17 protein-coding genes are annotated in these 19873 nt (G+C 75.0%); 11 read left to right on the forward strand and 6 right to left on the reverse strand.

Annotated features, from left to right (window positions below; genetic code table 11):
- Window positions 1-85 precede the first annotated feature (85 nt).
- Window positions 86-793, reverse strand: coding sequence for a GntR family transcriptional regulator (locus BUE45_RS11420; protein WP_073378614.1), 708 nt, complete (start codon window positions 791-793; stop codon window positions 86-88).
- 269 nt (window positions 794-1062) lie between these two features.
- On the opposite strand from BUE45_RS11420, the gene BUE45_RS11425 reads away from it, so the two are divergent.
- From BUE45_RS11425 to BUE45_RS11445, 5 genes are all read left to right on the forward strand, one after another.
- Window positions 1063-2313, forward strand: a complete 1251-nt coding sequence (locus BUE45_RS11425) for an NRAMP family divalent metal transporter (RefSeq protein WP_073378616.1) — start codon at window positions 1063-1065, stop codon at window positions 2311-2313.
- A gap of 90 nt (window positions 2314-2403) precedes the next feature.
- On the forward strand, window positions 2404-3162 hold the full coding sequence (locus BUE45_RS11430) for a LamB/YcsF family protein (protein ID WP_073378618.1): 759 nt from the start codon (window positions 2404-2406) through the stop codon (window positions 3160-3162).
- 37 nt (window positions 3163-3199) lie between these two features.
- Entirely contained in the window at window positions 3200-3811 is a 612-nt protein-coding gene (locus tag BUE45_RS11435; RefSeq protein ID WP_073378620.1) for a 5-oxoprolinase subunit B family protein, read from the forward strand.
- Window positions 3808-4662: a 5-oxoprolinase subunit C family protein gene (locus BUE45_RS11440; protein ID WP_073378622.1), complete on the forward strand. Its 855-nt coding sequence runs from the start codon at window positions 3808-3810 to the stop codon at window positions 4660-4662. The genes BUE45_RS11435 and BUE45_RS11440 overlap by 4 nt, the downstream gene beginning before the upstream one ends.
- A gap of 21 nt (window positions 4663-4683) precedes the next feature.
- Window positions 4684-5463 (forward strand): putative hydro-lyase, encoded by a 780-nt coding sequence (locus tag BUE45_RS11445; RefSeq protein ID WP_073378624.1) that lies wholly within the window; start codon window positions 4684-4686, stop codon window positions 5461-5463.
- Window positions 5464-5472: 9 nt separating this feature from the next.
- Here the strand turns inward: BUE45_RS11445 and BUE45_RS11450 are convergent, their stop codons facing one another.
- The gene (locus BUE45_RS11450; RefSeq protein ID WP_073378626.1) at window positions 5473-7062 is read right to left on the reverse strand and encodes a vWA domain-containing protein; all 1590 of its coding nucleotides are present in this window, start codon (window positions 7060-7062) and stop codon (window positions 5473-5475) included.
- Between the two features lie 112 nt (window positions 7063-7174).
- Window positions 7175-7783: a hypothetical protein gene (locus tag BUE45_RS11455; protein ID WP_073378629.1), complete on the reverse strand. Its 609-nt coding sequence runs from the start codon at window positions 7781-7783 to the stop codon at window positions 7175-7177.
- A gap of 440 nt (window positions 7784-8223) precedes the next feature.
- On the opposite strand from BUE45_RS11455, the gene BUE45_RS11460 reads away from it, so the two are divergent.
- The 5 genes from BUE45_RS11460 to BUE45_RS11480 are packed head-to-tail and all read left to right on the forward strand — an operon-like array spanning window position 8224 to window position 14387.
- Window positions 8224-9705 carry a prenyltransferase/squalene oxidase repeat-containing protein gene (locus BUE45_RS11460; protein WP_073378631.1) on the forward strand — a complete coding sequence of 494 codons (1482 nt, stop codon included), beginning with the start codon at window positions 8224-8226 and terminating at the stop codon, window positions 9703-9705.
- Complete coding sequence (locus BUE45_RS32950) at window positions 9702-10739, forward strand: ABC transporter substrate-binding protein (RefSeq protein ID WP_218619522.1); 1038 nt, start codon at window positions 9702-9704, stop codon at window positions 10737-10739. Before BUE45_RS11460 ends, BUE45_RS32950 begins: the two co-directional genes overlap by 4 nt.
- On the forward strand, window positions 10736-11929 hold the full coding sequence (locus BUE45_RS11470; RefSeq protein WP_073378633.1) for a CbiQ family ECF transporter T component: 1194 nt from the start codon (window positions 10736-10738) through the stop codon (window positions 11927-11929). Before BUE45_RS32950 ends, BUE45_RS11470 begins: the two co-directional genes overlap by 4 nt.
- Window positions 11929-13548, forward strand: coding sequence for an ABC transporter ATP-binding protein (locus BUE45_RS11475; RefSeq protein ID WP_073378635.1), 1620 nt, complete (start codon window positions 11929-11931; stop codon window positions 13546-13548). The genes BUE45_RS11470 and BUE45_RS11475 overlap by 1 nt, the downstream gene beginning before the upstream one ends.
- On the forward strand, window positions 13545-14387 hold the full coding sequence (locus BUE45_RS11480; RefSeq protein ID WP_073378637.1) for an ECF transporter S component family protein: 843 nt from the start codon (window positions 13545-13547) through the stop codon (window positions 14385-14387). The genes BUE45_RS11475 and BUE45_RS11480 overlap by 4 nt, the downstream gene beginning before the upstream one ends.
- Before the next feature lie 407 nt (window positions 14388-14794).
- Here the strand turns inward: BUE45_RS11480 and dctA are convergent, their stop codons facing one another.
- Entirely contained in the window at window positions 14795-16291 is a 1497-nt protein-coding gene (gene dctA / locus BUE45_RS11485) for a C4-dicarboxylate transporter DctA (RefSeq protein WP_084737134.1), read from the reverse strand.
- A gap of 564 nt (window positions 16292-16855) precedes the next feature.
- A complete protein-coding gene (locus BUE45_RS11490) occupies window positions 16856-17683 on the reverse strand; it encodes a Rossmann-fold NAD(P)-binding domain-containing protein (RefSeq protein ID WP_073378639.1) in 828 nt (275 codons plus the stop codon).
- A gap of 85 nt (window positions 17684-17768) precedes the next feature.
- On the opposite strand from BUE45_RS11490, the gene BUE45_RS11495 reads away from it, so the two are divergent.
- Window positions 17769-18710: an AraC family transcriptional regulator gene (locus BUE45_RS11495; protein WP_073378641.1), complete on the forward strand. Its 942-nt coding sequence runs from the start codon at window positions 17769-17771 to the stop codon at window positions 18708-18710.
- 166 nt (window positions 18711-18876) lie between these two features.
- Here BUE45_RS11495 and BUE45_RS11500 read toward each other — a convergent pair whose 3' ends face one another.
- Window positions 18877-19788, reverse strand: a complete 912-nt coding sequence (locus tag BUE45_RS11500; RefSeq protein ID WP_073378643.1) for a TauD/TfdA dioxygenase family protein — start codon at window positions 19786-19788, stop codon at window positions 18877-18879.
- Window positions 19789-19873 lie beyond the last annotated feature (85 nt).

The raw sequence follows: 19873 nt of genomic DNA on the forward strand, positions 1-19873 counted from the left end.
TTTCGGGACCTGGGTCACCCGGCTTTTGCCGCGCCCGGCCGGAAACGGTGGCCGATGCCCGGTTCGCACCGGTCCGCACGGGCGGTCAGGCCGGGCCGGGGGCCTCCCGGGCGAGGAAGGCGGTGATCAGCTGCTCCTCGGAGGTGTCCAGGTAGGTCTCCAGCTCGGAGGCCGCGGCCGTGCGGTCGCCGGAGACGAGCAGCGTGTGGATGCGCCGGTTCCAGTCCAGGTAGGGGGCGTGGAACTCGCGGGGCGCGTCCATCACGTGGAAGACCAGCCGGGTCTCGGCCAGTATCCGGCTCATGAACTCGTCGATGCGGGCGCTGCCCGACAGTCCGGCCAGCGCCTGGTGGAAGTGCATGTTGGCCGTGCCCACGCCCCACCAGTCGCCCGTGTCGCGGGCCGCCCCGCCCTCCTCGACGGCCCGGCCCACCGCCTCCAGCGCCTCGGGGGCGGGGTCGGCGGCGCGCTGCACTGCGGGCAGCTCCAGGGAGCGCCGCGCGGCGAAGAGGTCGCGGACGTCCTCGGCGGTGGGAAGCGTGACGAACACGCCGCGGTGCATCTGGTGGACCACCAGCCGCTCGCGGACCAGCAGCCGGAACGCCTCGCGCAGGGTGTTGCGGGAGACGCCCAGCTCCTCGCACAGCCGCTCCTCGGAGAGACGGCCGCCGGGCGGGTGGTCGCCGTCGATGACGGCCTCGCGCAGCAGTTCGGCGACCCGCTCCGCCTGGCTGGGCAGCGGCGGCAGCAGCCGTCGGTTCGGCCTGCCGATGCGGTCGTCCGTGGCCGTCACTGGGGCTCCTCGCTGGCGAAGGGTCGATGCCCTTCCCATTGTCGCCGATAAGGGCGGGATCCGGACGGGGACCGTCGGGGGAATCCGCCCTTGGATGATCCGATGAATAGAGGGGTGGCCGTGAAGACACTGTTACATCGCTGACCAGCGATCTTTACCGCCACGTTCTTTACCTATCTTGTTGGATTGAAGTATTGTTCAACAATCCAACGAGGCGTGGAGTGGTCCGCGTCACGTCACATCTCCACTTCGCACCCCAGGAGAGACCCATGGGCGAGACGCCCCCCACCCCCGCCAAGGTGCGGCCCAGGCCCGGACGGGTCGCGCTGAGCAGCACGCTGCTCGGCGCGATGTTCCTCATGGCCACCAGCGCCATCGGGCCCGGCTTCATCACCCAGACCACTCAGTTCACGGCGCAGCTCGGCGCCACGTTCGCCTTCGCGATCCTCGTCTCGATCCTCGTGGACATCGCCGTCCAGCTGAACATCTGGCGGGTCGTCGGCGTCGCGAACATGCGGGCCCAGGACCTGGCCAACAAGGTCGTCCCCGGCGCCGGCTACCTGCTGGCCTTCCTCATCGTGTTCGGCGGCCTGGTCTTCAACGTCGGCAACCTCGCCGGGACCGGCCTGGGCCTGAACGCCCTGGCCGGGGTCGACCCCCGGATCGGCGCGGTCGTCTCCGCCGTCCTCGCGGTGGTCATCCTGGGCGCGAAGCGGCTCGGCGCCGCCCTGGACCGCATCCTGGTCGTCCTCGGCGTCGCGATGATCGGCCTCACCCTCTACGTCGCGGTCATCTCCCGGCCCCCGGTCGGCGAGGCCCTGCGCCAATCCGTCCTGCCCGAGCAGCTGGGCACGGACGTCTTCCTCGCCGCCGTCACCATCATCGGCGGCACCGTCGGCGGCTACATCACCTACGCCGGCGTCCACCGCCTCATCGAGGCCGGACAGGGCGGCCCCGAGAACATCGCCGCGATCTCCCGCACCTCCGTGCTGGGCATCATCGTCACCGGCGTCATGCGCGTGCTGCTCTTCCTCGCCATCCTCGGCGTGGTCTCCGGCGGCGTCGAGATCCTCGACTCCCCCAACCCGTCGGCCGAGGCCTTCTTCCAGGCCGCGGGCGAGGCGGGCATGCGCCTGTTCGGCGTGATCATGTGGGCGGCCGCCGTCAGCTCCGTGATCGGCGCCTCCTACACCTCGATCTCCTTCGTCTCCACCTTCCACCCGGTGCTGGAGAAGCGGCGCGGCCTCCTCGTCACCGCGTTCATCGGCGTCTCCCTGGTCATCCTGCTGGTCTCCGGCCAGGCCCCCAACACCCTGCTGGTCCTGGCCGGCGCCCTCAACGGCGTCATCCTGCCGATCGGCCTGGGCATCATGCTGTGGGTCGCGGCCCGCCGCTCCCGGGACCTGCTCGGCGGCTACAGGTACCCGGTGTGGCTGATCGTCATCGGCGTCCTGGCCTGGATGCTCACCGTCTACATGGCCTACAACGCCCTGGGCGGCATCGCCGCGCTCTGGCAGTAGCCGGGACCCGTCCCCGGCCCGGCGGCCCGCCGGGCCGGGGACGGGCACCCCGGAGGCGAAACGGGAAAACGAGAAGCTGGGAGAACGACGTTGCGCATCGACCTCAACTCCGACCTCGGTGAGGGATTCGGCCGCTGGGAACTCGGCGACGACGGGGCCCTGCTGTCCATCGTCACCAGCGCCAACGTCGCCTGCGGGTTCCACGCAGGCGACCCCTCGGTCCTGCGCCGCACCACCGCGGACGCCGCGGCCCGGGGCGTGGCCGTCGGCGCCCACGTCGGCTACCGGGACCTGGCCGGGTTCGGGCGCCGCTTCATCGACGTCCCGCCCGAGGACCTGACCGCCGACGTCCTGTACCAGATGGGCGCGCTGTCGGCCTTCACCCGCCTGGCCGGCGACCGCATCCGCTACGTCAAGCCGCACGGCGCCCTGTACAACACGATCGTCCACCACGAGGGCCAGGCCGCCGCCGTGGTCGAGGCCGTCCGCGCCTTCGACCCCGCCATGCCGGTGCTCGGCCTGCCCGGCTCGCGATTCCTGAGCCTGGCCGGGGAGGCCGGGCTGCCGGTGCACCGGGAGGCGTTCGCCGACCGCGCCTACACCCCCGAGGGCACCCTCGTCTCCCGCCACGAGGCCGGAGCCGTCCTGCACGACCCGGGGGAGATCGCCGAGCGCTGCCTGCGCATCGCCCGCGGCGAGCCCGTCACCGCGGTCGACGGCACCGAGATCCTCATCGAGGCCGACTCCCTGTGCGTGCACGGCGACAGCCCCGGAGCGGTCGCCATCGCCCGCGCCGTCGCCGACCGGCTGCGCGCCGAGGGCGTCACCCCGGCCCCGTTCGCCCCCTGACCCCACTGGGGCCCCGCCCCGGCCCGAAGGAGAAACCGTGCGCGTACTGACCTGCGCCGACAGCGGTGTGCTGGTGGAGGTCGCCGACCTGTCCGCGGTGATCGCCCTGGTCGCCGCCCTGGAGGCCGCACCCGTCGAAGGCGTCGCCGACGTGGTCCCGGCCGCCCGGACGGTGCTGCTGCGGCTCGCCCCCGGGACCGACCCCGCGGCGGTGGCCGCCGCGGTGCGCCGGGTCCCGCCCGCCCCCGCGGGGGAGCGGGCCGGCGGGGAGACCGTGGTCGTCCCCGTCGTCTACGACGGGGAGGACCTGGCCGACGTCGCCGCGCTGACGGGTCTCACCCCGCGCGGGGTGGTCGCGGCCCACACCGCCGCCACCTGGACCGTCGCCTTCTGCGGTTTCGCCCCCGGGTTCGGCTACATGGTCGGCGACGACCCCCGGCTGCACGTCCCCCGCCGCGCCGAGGCCCGTACCCGGGTCCCCGTCGGGGCCGTCGCCCTGGCCGGGGAGTTCTCCGGCGTCTACCCGCGCGCCTCCCCGGGCGGCTGGCAGCTGCTCGGCCGCACCGCGGAGAGGATCTGGGACCTGGACCGCGACCCGCCGGGCCTGCTCCGGCCGGGCGTGCGCGTCCGCTTCGAGGAGGTGTCGTGAGCGCCCTGGAGATCGTGGCGACCGGGCCGATGGCCACGGTCCAGGACGGCGGGCGGTTCGGCCACGCGGCCCTGGGCGTGGGCCGCTCCGGGGCCGCCGACGCCGACTCCTACGCCCTGGCCAACCGCATGCTCGCCAACCCGGCGGGGGCCGCCGTCCTGGAGGCCACGCTGGGCGGGCTCCGTGTGCGCGCCCGCGGCCCCGTCACCGTCGCCGTCACCGGGGCCCCCGTGCCGCTCACCGTCGACGGCCGCGGGGCCGCGGTGAACACCGTCCTGTGCCTGGCCGACGGCGCCGAGCTGGCCATGGGCGCGCCGACCCGCGGCCTGCGCACCTACCTCGCCGTGCGCGGCGGGGTGGACGTGCCGCCGGTTCTGGGCTCGCGCAGCACCGACGTGCTGGCCGGGCTCGGCCCCGACCTGCCCGTCCCCGGCGCCGTGCTGCCGGTCGGCCCGCCGCCCGTAGGCTTCCCCAACATCGACCTGGCGCCGGTACCGCCGATCGGCGGCCCGGAGACGGTGCTGCGCGTGGTCCCCGGGCCGCGCGAGGACTGGTTCACCGGTGCCGCGCTCAAGACCCTGCTCACCCTCCCCTACGAGGTCACCCCGCGCAGCGACCGGGTGGGTGCCCGGCTGTCCGGGCCGGTCCTGGAGCGGGCGCGCGAGGGCGAGCTGCCCAGTGAGGGCATGGTGCCCGGATCGCTCCAGGTGCCGCCCACCGGGGAGCCGGTGCTGTTCCTGGCGGACCACCCGGCGACCGGCGGGTACCCGGTGATCGCGGTGGTCCGCACCGCCGACCTGCCCCGGGCGGCCCAGGCCCGGCCCGGGACCGCCGTCCGCTTCACGCTCTAGGACTCCAGGAGGAGAGGACCGATGAACCCGGCAGAGCTGTCCCCGCACCGGGCCCGCGCGCTGTTCCGCGCGGGGCTGCGCACGCCCACCTCGGGCTACAGCCCCGGATACGCCCAGGCCAACCTCATCGCCCTGCCGCGCGAGGCGGCGTTCGACTTCCTGCTGTTCGCCCAGCGCAACCCCAAGCCCTGCCCGGTCCTGGACGTGACCGAGCCGGGGGAGGTCTCGGCGTCGGTGTTCGACGGCGACCTGCGCAGCGACCTGCCCGCCTACCGGGTCTACCGGCACGGGGAGCTGGTGGAGGAGCGCGCCGACGTCACCGACCTGTGGCGGGACGACCTGGTGGCGTTCCTCATCGGGTGCAGCTTCACCTTCGAGACGCCGCTGCTGGAGGCCGGGGTGCCGGTGCGCCACATCGAGGCGGGGACCAACGTGGCCATGTACCGGACGAACCGGGAGTGCCGCCCGGCGGGGAGGTTCCGCGGGCCGCTGGTGGTGTCCATGCGGCCGGTCCCGGCCGACCGGGTGGCCGACGCGGTGCGCATCACCTCGCGCTACCCGGCCGTGCACGGGGCTCCGGTGCACGTGGGCGACCCGGGCGCGCTGGGGATCGCCGACCTGGCCCGGCCCGACTACGGCGATCCCGTCGAGGTGCGGGAGGGGGAGGTCCCGGTGTTCTGGGCCTGCGGGGTGACCCCGCAGGCGGCGGTGGCGGCCTCGGCCCCGGAGTTCGCCATCGGGCACGCCCCGGGGCACATGGCCGTCACCGACGTGAAGGACTCGTTCTACCAGGTGCCGTGACGGCCGCCGTCAGGCCTCGTCCGCCGCGTCGGGGGACGAGAGCCGCCGGTCGGGGTCCTGGCCGCTGATCCGCCGCGGACCCCCCTCGCGCCCGGCCGCGCCGTGGCCCCCGTCGGCGTCCTGCGGCGCCCCGGGACCGTCGGGTTCCTGGGGCGCAGGCGCTCCCTGCGCCCCCTGGGGCGGCTGTGGCGCGGGGGCCGTCCCGGGCGGGTGTGCGCCGAGCGGGGGCGGAGGTCCGGGGTGTGCCTGTGGCGGCCAGGGTGCCTGGGATCCCTGCGGGTTCTGCGGCGGCTGGGACCGCTGCTCGTACCGGCCGCGCCGACGGGTGTAGCCGGACTGGCTGGCGTACGTCGTCTTGGCGGCCCGCGAGAGGTCGTCCTCCCGCGCCATCCGCGCCATGCCCCGCAGCTCCGCGGCCTGGGAGGCCGCCGGGGCGGGCGGCGGGGCGCCGTACGCGGCGCCCGGTACCCCCGGGGCGCCGGGCGCTCCCACGTCGCCCAGGTCCTCCAGGCCCTGCCCGGCCTCGTCCAGCAGGCGGGCGGCCTCGGCCCGGTCCCCCCGCCGCAGCGCCTCGCTCGCCCTCTTCTTGGCGGTCTGGGCCCGCTGGAGCGCCTCCTCCGTGCGTACCTCCGGGCGCGGCACCCGCCCCGAGGCCTCGTCCCCCGGCACCACGTTCACGCTCACCGGGAGGGCGGCGGTGTAGGTCGTCAGCGTCTCCGGGTCCACATACGTCGCCTCCAGCGTGGTCAGCGTGACCGTCCCCAGCGACGCCACGCCCGGCACCTCCAGCCGCAGGAGCAGCCTGCGCTCCTCGCCGGAGTGGAAGTCGCCCAGCTCCACCATCACCGACCCGTCCGGCAGCCGGTGCGAGGGCATCTCGCCCACCACGTCCACCGCGCGCACGTGCTCGCCCGCGGGGATCCGCAGTGACACCGCCTGCGCGCTCTTGGCCAGCAGGTACTCCGCCTCCTGCGCGATCAGCCCGTCCGCGGTGTCGGGGTCCTCGGCGAACAGGGCGCTGCCCGTACCGCCCTCGGACACCGCCCCCAGCAGCGCCTCGTCGTAGCCCAGCCCGTAGCCGAGCGTGGCCACCGAGACCCCGTGGCCGTAGGCGTCGGCGGCCACCTGCCGCAGCAGGTCGTGGTCGGTGACGCCGTGGTTGGCGTGCCCGTCGGAGACCAGCAGCAGGGTCGCCCCGCGCCCGCCGCCCGCCCGGCGCGCCTCCTGGATGCCGCGCAGCAGGCCGCTGGACAGGTCGGTCCCCCCGCCGGCCCGGAGCGCCCCGATGGTCCCGCGGATCGCGTCCTTGCCGGTCAGCGGCCCGCAGGGCACCACCACCCGGGCCTGGGTGTCGAACGTGACCAGCCCGAAGTCGTCGGAGGGGTCGAGCCGGTCGACCAACCCCTGGAGGGCCTTCACCGCCCCGTCCAGGCGGCCCCCGTGCATGGAGCCGCTGGTGTCCAGGACGATCTGGAGCGTGGCCCTGGGCCGGCCGGTGTCCTTCGCGCGCTCGGGCGCGGTGACGTCGAGCAGGACGGCCACGGCGTCCTCGGTGTCCAACGGGACGACGTCGAAGTCGAGCAGGGCGGAAAGGTGCATGTGCGGCTCCCGGAGGTGGTCTCACCCCAGGCTAGGCACCGGCACCGACATCCGCCCCCGCCGCCCGTGGCCGGAACCGGCCCACCGGGACCCGGGACCGCGGGGTTCGCGCTCAGCGGGCTCGCAGTCCCATGCGGCGCAGTTCCAGGGCGGCCAGCCGCTCCAGGGCGGCGGTGTCCCCGGACCGCCAGGCCCCCGCCGGGTCGGGGTGGACCGCGGCCAGCCGCGCCGGGGCCACGCCGGTCAGGGCGCGCAGCGCCAGCAGCCGGGAACGGGCCTGCGGGGACAGCTTCCCCGTGCGGCGCACGGAGGTGGCCCGGGCGATCCACCGGGCGCGGGCGGGCAGCCAGGTGGCGGCGACCAGCAGGATCGGCACCGCCGCCACCAGCAGGGGCAGGGTGGTGGCGAGTGAGGCCACGGTCTCCCGGAAGGAGTCCCCGGCCGCGGTCAGGGACGCCCCGGTCTCGCTCATCTCGGTGAAGGGGACGGCCAGGGTCTCCCCGGCCAGGGGCACCTTGGCGGCCTGCTCGGCTGCGCTGTCCATGTGCTCGCTGAACCCCTGTCCCGTGCTCGCCATGAGTTCTCCGGGCCGGTCGAGCCGGCCGATCATGGCACGCAGGTCCAGGGCCGCGTTGACCCACAGGTAGACCCACAGGACGGCCAGGGCGTCCGAGGCGAGCTGGAACAGGGCGCGGACCGGGCGGTCGGCGTACAACTTCACGGGGTCTCCCGGGGGGTGAGGGGGAGCCGGACGTCGTGTCCGGACGGTCAACCGTTACCCGCTCCGGCCCGCCTCCACTCCGCCGGTTCCCGTGTCGCAAGGGGATCTTGTGCCGCCCGTGACGGAAGCCGTCCCGGCAGGACGTCCGCGCGGGGGCGGGCCCCTCGCCGCGGGCGTACGGCTGATGTACGATGACGTCGCTTTGTCAGGTAAAGAATAAATAAATGCATTTTCGCGCTGCAGGGGAAAGTCCGGTGGGAATCCGGCGCTGACCTGCAACCGTGTGCGGTGGCCCCCACCACCGCGAGTCGGATCGCCCGAGGCGCGAGGAGACACGGTCACCCACTTGTCATGGTCTACTCGTGGGGCCTTCCCCGGGTGGCGGTCGCGTGCCCGGGGCCGGGCCCCTCGCAGGAGGCCCCGCCCCGAAGGACTCCCACGTGCCCCCCCGACGCACCCCCCTCCTCGCCCTGCTGGGCACGGCGGCCCTGGGCGCGGCGCTCCTGTCACCGGCCTCCGCCGGGGCCCAGGACGCCGCCCACGCGGACGCCGCCGTCTCCTCCGCCCGCTGGCTCGCCGGAGAGCTCCAGGAGGACGGCTCCCTGCCCGGCCCCTTCGGAACCGCCCCCGACTGGGGCCTGACCATCGACGCCCTCGTCGCTCTCCAGGCGACCGGGGCCGACCCCGCCGCCGCGGACCGGGTCGAGGCCGCGGTCGCCGCCAACGTCGCGAACTACAACAGCTACGCGGGCTGGGGCGGCGACCCGGACGCGCGCATCGGCGGCGCGACCGCCAAGATCCTCTACGCCTCCGTGGTCAGCGGCGCCGACCCCGCCGACTTCGGAGGGTTCGACATGCGGCAGGAGACCCTCGACCTCGTCCAGGGGCCCGAGGGCGGCTCCGACGAGGGACGGATCAGCGACCGCATCCCCGGCGGCGACACCGACAACAGCAACACCTTCGGCCAGTCCCTGGGCGTCATCGGTCTGGCCCGCAGCGGCGGGGTCCCCCAGGAGGCCGTCGACTTCCTCATCCGTCAGCAGTGCTCCGCGGGCGGCTTCCGCCTCTTCCCGGACCAGTTCGGCACCCCGGCCCCCACCTGCGACGAGGCCACGACCGTCGTCCTCGACCCCGACTCCACCGGTATGGCCGTCCAGGCCCTGCTGGCCGCCGCCGACACCGGTTCCGAGGACGCCGCCGAGGCCGCGGCGCTCGGGGCCGACTGGCTGGAGGAGATCCAGCGCGCCGACGGCTCCTTCGGCGGCTCGGGCCCCACCGCCGCCTCCAACACCAACAGCACCGGCCTCGCCGGCCAGGCCCTGTCCGCGGCCGGGCGCGAGGGCGCCGCGGACGCCGCCGCCGACTGGATCGACGCGCACCGGCTCACCTCCTCCTCGGGGGCGGCCGCCGCCGAGGCCGGCGCCATCGCCTACAACGCCGAGTCCCGCGACGGGGCAGTGGCCGAGGGCATCCCCGGCATGCAGCGCGACCAGTGGCGCCGCGCCTCCGCCCAGGCCCTGCTGGGCCTGGCCCGGGTGCCCCTGGGAGAGATCGGCCTGGTTCCGGTCGACCCTCCCGGCCCCACCGCGTCTCCCAGCGAAGTGCCCACCACGGGGCCGACGACCGGACCGACCGCGGGCCCCACGGCCGGACCCACCGCCGGTCCCACGACCGGACCGACGACGGGCCCCACCGGCGGACCGACCACGGATCCGACCGCGGGGCCCACCGGCGGGCCCACCGCCTCGCCGACCGGCCGGCCGAGCGCCCCCGTGCCGGAGTCGGCCGGCGCCGGAAAGCCCTCCCTCGCCGTCACCGGTGCCGGGCTCGCCTCGCTCGTGGCCGTTGCACTCGTGCTCACCGTCGCGGGCGCCTCCCTGTTCCTCGCGACCCGCCGCTCCGCCGAGAGGAAGACACCGTGACCCTGCGCATCCCCCGACCCGTTTCCCGCCTGCGCCGCGTCCTGCACACGGCCGCCGCGGCCCTGCTGCTGGCCGGGGTCACCGGCGGGGCCGTGGTCGCCGAACCCGGACCCGTCCTGGCGGTCGACCACGGCCGGGGCCTGCCGGGCCACTGCCCCGACGGCAACGGCGTCACCGTCGTCGTCGACTTCCAGGAGCTGGGCGGGGACACGATCGTCCGCTGCGCGGTCGGCGACCAGGAGACCGGCCACTCCGCCCTCAAGAACGCCGGGATCGAGATCACCGGCACCAACCGGTGGGGCGAGGCGTTCATCTGCCGGATCGAGGGAAGGCCCGGCCCGGAGAGCGAACCCTGCATCGACACCCCGCCGGCCTCGGCGTACTGGTCCTACTGGCACGCGCCCAACGGCGGGGCCTGGACCTACAGCCAGTGGGGAGCCATGAACCGCAAGCCGCCGTTGGGCAGCTTCGAGGGATGGTCGTTCTCGTTGAACCGCACCGAGGACACCAACCCGCCGCCCCGTACCGACCCCCTGCGGCCGGAGAACGGCGGCGGCGACGGCGGCTCCGGGGCCTCCGGGGGCTCGGGCGGCACCGGGGGATCCGCGGGAGGGGAGGGCGGGGGCGCCCCGGGCGGTTCCACCGGTGGTTCCGACCGCGGCGGTTCGGAACAGGCGGGTTCCGGCCCCGGTACCGACACGGACTCCGGTACCGGTGCGCAGGACGGGGCCCGCCCGCCGCAGGCCCGGAGCGACGGGGACGACCCGGCCGTGACGGCCGCCGGCCCGGACAGCGGCCCCGGCGTCGAGCCCTCCCGGTTCGACGAGCCCGTCCCCGGCCCCGACGACCTGCCCAGCGAGGTGTCCGGCTGGGACGGAGGTGAGGACGGCGCCGCACTCGTCTCCAGCACCGCGGACGTCGACGGTCTCCCCTGGGGGACCCTCCTGGGCGGCGGGGCCGCCGCGCTCCTGGCCACCGTCGGGCTCGCGACCGCCTGGCAGCGCCGCCGCGAACGCGGGGCGCACGCCGAGTGAGGAACCCCGCCACCGCCCGCACGCTGCCGCGTGCCCTCCACCCGGGCGCGTGGTGGCTGTGGGCCCTGGGCCTGGCCGCCGCGGTCTCCCAGAGCAGCAACCCGCTGATCGCGGTCCTGGCGGTGTGCGCCGCCGGGACCGTGGTCGCCCGGCGGCGCACCGACGCGCCCTGGGCGCTGGCCTTCCGGCTGTACCTGCTGGTGGGCGTGCTCATCATCGTGTCCCGCGTGGTGTTCCGGGTGATCTTCGGCGGAGGACAGGGCGACATCGTCCTGTTCACCCTGCCGCGTATCCCGCTGCCCGAGACGGCCGGGGGCATCCGCCTGCTCGGCCCGGTCGCGCTCGAACAACTCCTGGGCGGCCTCTACGACGGACTGCGCCTCGCCGCGGTGGTGGCCTGCGTGGGTGCGGCCAACGCGCTCGCCGACCCCAAGCGCCTGCTCAAGTCCGTCCCGGGGGCGCTGTACGAGGTCGGGACCTCCGTGGTCGTCGCGATGACCGTCGCCCCCCAACTGGTGGAGAGCGTGCGCCGGGTGCGCCGGGCCCGGCGGCTGCGGGCCGGACGGCGCAGGGGCGTGCGGGCACTGCGGGGCATCGTCATCCCCGTCCTGGAGGACGCCCTGGACCGCTCGCTGGCCCTGGCCGCCGCGATGGCCTCCCACGGGTACGGCCGGGTGGGCGCCGTGGCCCCCCGGACCCGCCTGTTCACCGGCCTGCTGGTCATCGGCGGACTCATCGGCGTGTGCGTGGGCCTGTACGGGCTCATGGACTCCTCGACCTCCCCGCACATGGGCACCTGGGGTATCGCCGTCGGCCTGGCCCTGGCCACCGCCGGGTTCGTGCTGGGCGGCCGCCGGGTGCGCCGCACCCGCTACCGGCCCGCCGCGTGGCGGGGCGCGGAGTTCCTGACCGCGGGCGCTGGAGCGGCGGCCGTCGTGTTCATGCAGCTGGCCTCCCGCTACGAGGCCGCCGCCCTGTACCCCTCACTCAACCCGCTCGCCTGGCCCGAACTCACCCTCCTGCCGTTCCTCGCCCTGGTCGCGGCCGCGTCACCCGCGTGGCTGACGCCCCCGCCCCTCTCCGTTCTCGACCCGGACCGGGCGCTGCGCCCCCTGGTCGGGGAGCCTGAGCGGGTGCGGCCCGTGCGCCCGGTACGGCGAACTGCGGAACCGAACCCGGAGGACACCTGATGATCCGTTTCGCCGGGGTGACCTTCCACTATCCGGACGCCCCCGCACCCGCCCTGCGCGACATCGACCTCTCCGTGGAGGAGGGCGAGCTGTGCCTGGTCACCGGGCGCACCGGCGTGGGCAAGTCGACGCTGCTCAACGCTGTGAACGGGCTGGTGCCCCGGTTCACCGGCGGGCACCTGCGCGGCCGGGTATCGGTGGCGGGACAGAGCACCGCCGACCGGCCGCCACAGGAGTTCGCGCACCTGGTGGGGGTGGTCGGCCAGGACCCGCTGGCCGGGTTCGTCACCGACACCGTCGAGGAGGAGCTCGCCTACGGCATGGAGCAGCTCGGCGTGCCCGCCGACGTCATGCGCAAGCGGGTGGAGGAGACCCTGGACCTGCTCGGCATCGCCGAACTGCGGCACCGTCCCCTGCGCACCCTCTCCGGAGGGCAGCAGCAGCGGGTGGCGATCGGCGCCGTCCTGACCCCGCACCCGCGCGTCCTCGTTCTGGACGAGCCGACCTCCGCCCTGGACCCCGCCGCCGCCGAGGAGGTGCTCGCCGCCGTCACCCGCCTGGTGCACGACCTGGGGACCACCGTCCTGGTCGCCGAGCACCGCATGGAGCGGGTGCTCCAGTACGCCGACCGCCTCGTCCACCTGCCCGGGGACGGACGGGTGCTGCACGGCGAGCCGGCCGCCCTCGTGGCCGATTCCGACGTGGCCCCGCCCGTGGTCCGCCTGGGCCGCGCGGCGGGCTGGGACCCCCTGCCGCTGTCGGTGCGCGACGCACGCCGCCGCGCCGCGCCCCTGCGCCGACGCCTGGCCGGCCGGGTCCCCGGCACCCCGCCCGCCCGGGACACCGCCGCCCCGGCCCTGCGCGCCCGGGACGTCGTCGTGGCCTACGGGCGCACCGTCGCCGTCCGCGAGGTGGACCTGGACCTGCTCCCCGGCGAGGTCGTCGCCCTCATGGGCCGCAACGGCTCGGGCAAGTCATCGCTGCTGTGGGCGGTGCAGGGTTCGGGGCCGCGCCGCTCGGGGACCGTGGACGCCGACGGGGCCGACCCCCGCGATATGGACGCCGCCGGCGCCCGTGAACGCGTCGGCCTGGTCCCGCAGACCGCGAGCGACCTGCTCTACCTGGACACCGTCGCCGCCGAGTGCGCCCAGAGCGACGCCGAGTCGGGGGCCGCCCCCGGGACCTGTCGCGCCCTGCTCGACCGCATCGCGCCCGGTGTCCCCGGCGGACGGCACCCCCGGGACCTGTCCGAGGGCCAGCGCCTGTCCCTGGTGCTGGCCGTGCAGCTCACCGCCGCACCCGGGGTGGTCCTGCTGGACGAGCCCACACGCGGGCTGGACTACCACGCCAAGGAGCGGTTCTCCCGGGTGGTCCGGGAACTGGCGGGCGAGGGCCGCGCCGTCGTCGTGGCCACGCACGACGTGGAGTTCGTCGCCCGCGCCGCGGACCGGGTCGTCGTCATGGCCCAGGGGGAGGTGGTAGCCGACGGCCCCACCGCCGAGGTCGTCGTCGCCTCCCCGACCTTCGCCCCCCAGGTCGCCAAGGTGCTCGCCCCGGATCCGTGGCTCACCGTCGAGCAGGTCGAGTCGGCCCTGGCACCCGAGGAGCAGCGCACATGAGCACCACCGTCGTTTCCTCCGGCGCGGACCGGGTGCCGGCGGTACGGGTCGGCGCCCGCAGCGCCGTGGTGCTGGCCCTGGCCGGTGCCGCCGGGCTGGCCATGTTCTTCTGGCCGCTGTTCGCCGCTCCCGAGCCCGAGGCGATGGCGCACAGCGCCGACGCGCCGCTCATCTTCATCGTGGCCATGCCGATCCTGCTGGCGGTCGCGGTCGCCGAGATGACCTCCGGGGGCATGGACACCAAGGCCCTGGCGCTGCTCGGGGTGCTGGCCGCGCTCAACGCCGGGCTGCGCCCGCTGGGTGCGGGCCTGATGGGCATCGAGACCGTGTTCTTCCTGCTGGTGCTCGCCGGGCGGGTGTTCGGCCCCGGGTTCGGTTTCCTGCTCGGCGCCGTCTCCCTGTTCGCGTCGGCGTTGCTCACCGCCGGGGTGGGGCCCTGGCTGCCGTTCCAGATGATCTCCTCGGCCTGGATCGGGATGGGCGCCGGACTGCTTCCCCGGCGGGTGACCGGTCGCGCCGAGATCTGGATGCTGGTCGGTTACGGGATCGTGGCCGCTTACGGGTTCGGGTTCATCATGAACATGTGGTTCTGGCCCTTCACCGCGGGCATCGACACGCAGCTGTCCTTCGTCGCGGGCGCCCCGGTGGTGGAGAACCTCCAGCGGTTCGCGGTGTTCACCCTGTACACGTCCACCTGGAACTGGGACACCGGCAGGGCGCTCACCAACACCGCCGCGATCCTGCTGGCGGGCCCGGCGGTACTGGCCGCACTGCGCCGCGCCGCCCGCCGGGCCGCTTTCGAGGCCCCGGTCGCCTTCACGGAGCGCCGACCGGGCTGAGGGCTCGGATCCGGAACCCGCGGTGTTCGTGTTCGGCCGGGCCCGGGCCGCCGGGGGATCCGGTCGAGGAACCCGCGGACCGTCCCGCCCCGCTCCCGCGGAGCCCCGGCGGCGACCAGGCGGCCGGAGGCGACCTCCACGGTTCGCGCCGGTGATGCCCGGGGCCGGCGCGCGGGACGGCGCCGGGGAGGCCGGCCGGTCCAGGGCCGCCGCCACGACCGGCGTCGGCACTGCGGCACCGCGACGCCGGGCGGGCGCCCCCGCGGAAAGAGCGCCGCCCCGCGCCGACCCTGTCGGGCCGTCGCGGGGCGGGCGGGGAGCCGGTGCGGCACCAGGGTTGCAGGAGGAGTGCGCACCGGGCGCGGTCCGTGTGCGCCGGGAGTAGGCCGGACCGCGCTGGGTCGTTATCAGGTGCGGGTGTCCACGCGGGCGCGGTCCCCGTCCGGCTCCGCGTCCCCGTCGGCCGCGGGCGCCCCGTCGGCGGCCGGCGCCGCGGAGGCGGTCTCCTCCCGGCCCTCGGGGGCCCCGTCGGCGCCCTCGCCCCGGTCGGCCCCGTCGTTGTAGCTCATGAGGGCGTCCATGTCGATGGAGTTGGGCCGGTCCAGGACCTCGCGCAGCCGCTCGCGGTCCAGGGTCCCGGTCCAGCGGCCCATGACCAGGGTGCCGACCGCGTTGCCGGTCAGGTTGGTCAGGGCGCGGGCCTCGGACATGAACCGGTCGATGCCGACGATGAGCGCGATCCCGGCCAGTGGGATGACGTCGCCGAACGCCGCCAGCGAGGCGGCCAGGGTGACCAGGCCGGCGCCGCTGACGCCCGCCGCGCCGTTGCTGGAGATCACCATGAACAGCAGCAGGCCGATCTGGGTCCAGATCGAGACGTCCGAGCCGGTGGCCTGTGCGATGAAGATGGCGCCCATCGCCATGTAGATCGCGGTGCCGTCCAGGTTGAAGGAGTAGCCGGTGGGGATGGTCAGGCCCACCGTCGACTTCTTCACGCCCGAGGCCTCCATCTTGACCATCATGCGCGGCAGGACGGACTCGCTGGAGGAGGTGCCCAGGACGATCAGCAGCTCGTCGCGGATCAGGCGGATCACCTTGAACAGGCTGAAGCCGGCCATGCGGGAGATGATCCCCAGGACCACCACGATGAACAGGACACAGGTGATGTAGAAGCTGAGCATGAAGAAGGCGAGGCTGCCCAGCACCTTGCTGCCGTGCTCGCCGATGGTGAAGGCCATGCCGCCGAAGGCGCCGATGGGCGCGGTGTACATGACGATCTTGATGACGCCGAACATGATGTGCGACATCGTGTCCAGCGCGCGGACGGCGGGCTCGCCGCGCTTGCCGAGCATGGTGAGCGCGCAGGCCACCAGGATCGCCAGGAGCAGGACCTGGAGCAGCTGGCCGTCGACGAAGGCGGACATGAAGGAGTCCGGCACGATCGCGCGGAGGAAGCCCGAGATGCCCCCCTCGGTCTCCTCGACCGCGGCGATGGTGTCGGCGGCGTCGGCCTCGTCGAACGACATGTTCAGGCCGACACCGGGCTGCATGATGTTGACGGTCACCAGGCCCAGGGCCAGGGCGATCACCGTCGTGACGGTGAAGTACACCATCGTGCGCATCGCCAGCCCGCCGGCCTTGGCGAGGTTGCCCATCCCGGCGATGCCGACGGCGACCGTACAGAAGATCGTCGGCGCGATGACGACCTTCACGAGGGCGATGAACAGGTCGGCGAGCCAGCGCATGCCGGCCGCCTGCTGGGGGAAGGCCAGGCCGACGATGATGCCGAGCGCGATGCCGATGAGCACCCAGAAGTACAGGTGGCGGTAGATGGGCTTCTTGACGGGGACCGGGCCCGTGACGGTGCCCTTCCCCGCGGTGGCGGCGCGTCCGAACATCGGCATGGGCCCCCTCCTCTGAAAGTTCGGTGTGCGGCTGGTCACAGGAACTCTCACCGAGGGGCGCGTAACAGTCGAACTTCGAGCGGAAACTTAAGATTTACCTGACATTTGCTCACGGATCGTGCCCGCTTATGTGTGTTTTATCCACGCAGCGTGTTCGATGCGCCCCCGTGATCACGGGCGGTGAGGTTACCTACCGGTAGAACCGGGATCGCCCCGCCGCGGCCGCCGCCGGGTGTCCCTTCTCACCTGTCCGGGGGCTTCACGCCTGCCGCCCCGTATGCGCTCCGTGCGCGACCGGGGCTCGCCCCCGGGCCGTCGGCGCGCCGTGCACCGCAGGCGGCCGACGCCCCGGCGGCGGGGGCGCGGTCCCCGCCCGGACGCGCGGAGGCGGAGGGTGTCCCGCCGAGCGGTGTGGAAGCGCCGGATCGTTCGAACGGGAACGACCCGTTGATCAGCGGTTCGTCGCCCCTGTGACGCCGGGGTCGAACGAAGTCGCACCGCGTCGGGGGGCACGGCCCGGCGGCGACCGCCCCCGGAGGGGGGCGGCCGCCGCGCGGGACCGGGTCAGCGCCAGGCGTGCGCCGCGCCCCGGGCGTACTCGGCGAACGGCGTGGCGGGGCGGCCCAGGGCGCGCGCCACCCCGTCTGCGGGCGCGGCGTTGCGCCCGTCCAGGATCTCCTCCAGCAGCCCCACCAGTCCCTGCGCCAGCTCCTCGGGCGCGCCCGCCGCCGACATCGCCGCGACGAACTCCTCCGGGGACACCTCCAGGAAGCGGGCCCGCCGCCCCGACACCTCGCCCACCAGGCGCACCGCCTCGGCGAACGTGAGCGCCTCCGGTCCGGTCAGCTCGTAGGTCGCGCCCCGGTGCGCGTCGCCGGTCAGGGCGGCCGCGGCCACCCGGGCGACGTCGTCCAGGTCCACGAACGGCTCGGGGACGTCGGGGACCGGCAGGGTCAGGACACCCTCCAGCAGCGGCGGCAGGAAGAAGCTCTCGGAGAAGTCCTGGGCGAACACCGAGCAGCGCAGCACGGTGGTGTCCGGGAACGCGGCGCGGACGCGGTCCTCGGCGTCCTGCGCCCCCTTCTCCCCCCGGCCGGACAGCAGCGCCGTGCGGCGCACGCCCGCGGCCGCGGCGCGTTCGGCGAACGCCGCCACGGTCCCGGCGGCCCCGGGGAAGGCCAGGTCCGGGTGATAGCAGAGGTAGACGCCGGTGACCCCGTCCAGGACGGCGTCCCAGGTGGAGGTGTCGTGCCAGTCGAAGCGCGGCTCCCCGGTCCGGGAGCCCACCCGGACCCCGGCCCCGGCCTCGCGCAGGAGGGCGCCCACGCGGCGTCCGGTCATCCCGGTGCCGCCGGTGACGAGGATGTGCTCGTTGATCGTGTTCTCGCTCATGATCCGAGTCCATCAGCCCGGGTCCGGACGCGACATGGTCTGGACACCGGAGGACATAAGAGATCGTCTGGACTAGGGTCGGGCCATGGATCCTCTCTCCCACCTCCTCGACGGGCCCCGGGCCCGGGGGGCCTTCACCCTGCGGGTGGTCATGCGTCCCCCGTGGGGGATCCGGCTGCTCGACCGCTCCGCCCTCACCCTCGCCGTGGTCACCTCGGGGCGCGTGTGGGTGGACGTCGGCGACGGCGGCACCGCGGCGGCGGCCGGGGACGTGGTCCTCGTCCGCGGCCCGGAGCCCTACTCCTTCTCCGACCGGAGCGGCCGTTCCCCCACGGTCACCGTCCACCCCGGCCAGCGCTGTGTGGCGGCCGACGGGCAGGAGGTGCGCGTGAGCATGCGCCACGGCGTCGGCACCTGGGGGAACGACCCGGAGGGGCCCGACACCATGGTCGTGGGCGCCTACGAGGACGACAGCGAGGTGGGCCGCCTGGCGCTGTCCGCGCTGCCGCGCCTGGCTGTGCTGCCGGGCGAGCGCGTCGACCCGGCCCTGGTCTCCCTGCTGACCCGGGAGATCACCAGCGACCGCGTCGCCCAGTCCGGGCTCAACGACCGCCTCCTGGACTGCCTGCTCGTCATGGCCGTCCGCGCCTGGATCGAGGACGCGCCCGACCACGCGCCGAGCTGGCTCAACGCCCGGCGCGACCCGGTGGTGGCGCGGGCCCTGGACCTCGTCCACGAGCGCCCCGCCGACCCGTGGACCCTGGCCGGGCTGGCCCGTGCCTGCGCGGTCTCCCGCTCCACGCTGGCCGACCGCTTCCAGCGGGCGGTGGGCACCCCGCCCATGACCTACCTGCGCACCTGGCGCCTCACCGTCGCGGGCGACCTGCTCACCACCCGACCGGACCTGGGACTGGAGGCGGTCGCCGCCCGGGTCGGCTACGGCAGCGGCTTCGCCTTCAGTGCCGCCTTCAAGCAGCACACCGGGCTCAGCCCCTCCCGCTACCGCGCCCCGGCCGCCGCCCCCTGAGCGCCGGTGCGGCGGCCGGGGACCCGGCTCCGGGCGTGCCCCCGGACGGCCCGGGAACGGCGGCTCGGCGGCCCGGCCGCCGCTGGGCGGCGCAAGGGGCGCGTCGCGTGTGCACGGTCCGCCCCTGCGCGGGCGGCGGGCCCCGCGCCGGGCGGGGGCCGAGGGGTCACAGGGCGGGCGTGAACTCCCCGGAGTCGCCCGCCAGGGCCCGGCTCGGGCGGCCGTCGACGCCCACGGGGACGTCGCCGCCGACGGTGATGCGGTGCATCAGGCGCGGCGCGTCGCCGTAGTCGGCGACGGCGTAGTGCTGGGTGGCGCGGTTGTCCCAGACCGCCACGTCGCCCTCGCGCCAGCTCCAGCGCACGGTGTTCTCCGGCCGGGTCACCCGGTGCTGGAGGAGGTCGAACAGGTGGTGGAAGTCCTTGGTGCTCAGCCCGGTGAAGCTCTGGGCGAAGTGGCCGAGGAAGAGCACCCGCTCGCCGGTCTCGGGATGCACGCGCACCACCGGGTGCTCGGTCCTGTAGAGGGTGGAGACGAACGCCTCGCGGTACTTCCTGAGGTCCTCGCCGGGCTCGGGCTCGGGGGCGACCGCCGCGTAGTCGTAGTCGTTGGTGTGCACGGCGCGCAGCCCCTCGGCCAGGACCTTGAGGCCCTGCGGCAGGTCCTCGTAGGCGGCGGCGGTGTCGGCCCACAGGGTGTCGCCGCCGTACGGCGGCAGGTGCAGGGCGCGCAGCACGCTCGCCTGCGGCGGCCGGTCGACGAACGTGACGTCGGTGTGCCAGCTGTCGGCCCTGCCGTGGCCGGAGTCGATGGGCAGGACGTGGTGGTCCTTGCCGAACGCCGCGCCGGTGGTGGGGTGCGGGGCGGTGAGCGGGCCCAGCAGGGCGGCGAACCCGGCCTGGGTCTCGTCGGTCAGGTGCCGCTGGTCCCGGAAGAAGACGACCCTGTGCGCCAGCAGGGCGGAGCGGATCGCCGCAACGGTCGCCTCCGAGAGGCCGGGGCCGAGCCGGACGCCGGAGATCTCGGCGCCGATGCGACCGGCGACCCGGCGGACGCGCAGGTCCGTGGTGGTGCTCATGGGCGTGCTCCAGGGGGTCGGGAGTGCGCGGCGTTCGCCTCGCGCGTCCGGTCGCGGGCCGGTCGCTGCGGGTGACACGACGGTA

It is taken from the genome of Nocardiopsis flavescens (assembly GCF_900141985.1).
Classification (GTDB): domain Bacteria; phylum Actinomycetota; class Actinomycetes; order Streptosporangiales; family Streptosporangiaceae; genus Nocardiopsis; species Nocardiopsis flavescens.

What these genes read in the sequence shown, in the direction of transcription:
- BUE45_RS11495 (WP_073378641.1), top strand. Translation starts at nt 17,769, where the DNA reads ATGGATCCTCTCTCCCACCTCCTCGACGGGCCCCGGGCCCGGGGGGCC.
- BUE45_RS11425 (WP_073378616.1), top strand. Translation starts at nt 1,063, where the DNA reads ATGGGCGAGACGCCCCCCACCCCCGCCAAGGTGCGGCCCAGGCCCGGA.
- BUE45_RS11475 (WP_073378635.1), top strand. Translation starts at nt 11,929, where the DNA reads ATGATCCGTTTCGCCGGGGTGACCTTCCACTATCCGGACGCCCCCGCA.
- BUE45_RS11500 (WP_073378643.1), bottom strand. Translation starts at nt 19,788, where the DNA reads ATGAGCACCACCACGGACCTGCGCGTCCGCCGGGTCGCCGGTCGCATC.
- BUE45_RS11445 (WP_073378624.1), top strand. Translation starts at nt 4,684, where the DNA reads ATGAACCCGGCAGAGCTGTCCCCGCACCGGGCCCGCGCGCTGTTCCGC.
- BUE45_RS11490 (WP_073378639.1), bottom strand. Translation starts at nt 17,683, where the DNA reads ATGAGCGAGAACACGATCAACGAGCACATCCTCGTCACCGGCGGCACC.
- BUE45_RS11480 (WP_073378637.1), top strand. Translation starts at nt 13,545, where the DNA reads ATGAGCACCACCGTCGTTTCCTCCGGCGCGGACCGGGTGCCGGCGGTA.
- dctA (WP_084737134.1), bottom strand. Translation starts at nt 16,291, where the DNA reads ATGCCGATGTTCGGACGCGCCGCCACCGCGGGGAAGGGCACCGTCACG.
- BUE45_RS11450 (WP_073378626.1), bottom strand. Translation starts at nt 7,062, where the DNA reads ATGCACCTTTCCGCCCTGCTCGACTTCGACGTCGTCCCGTTGGACACC.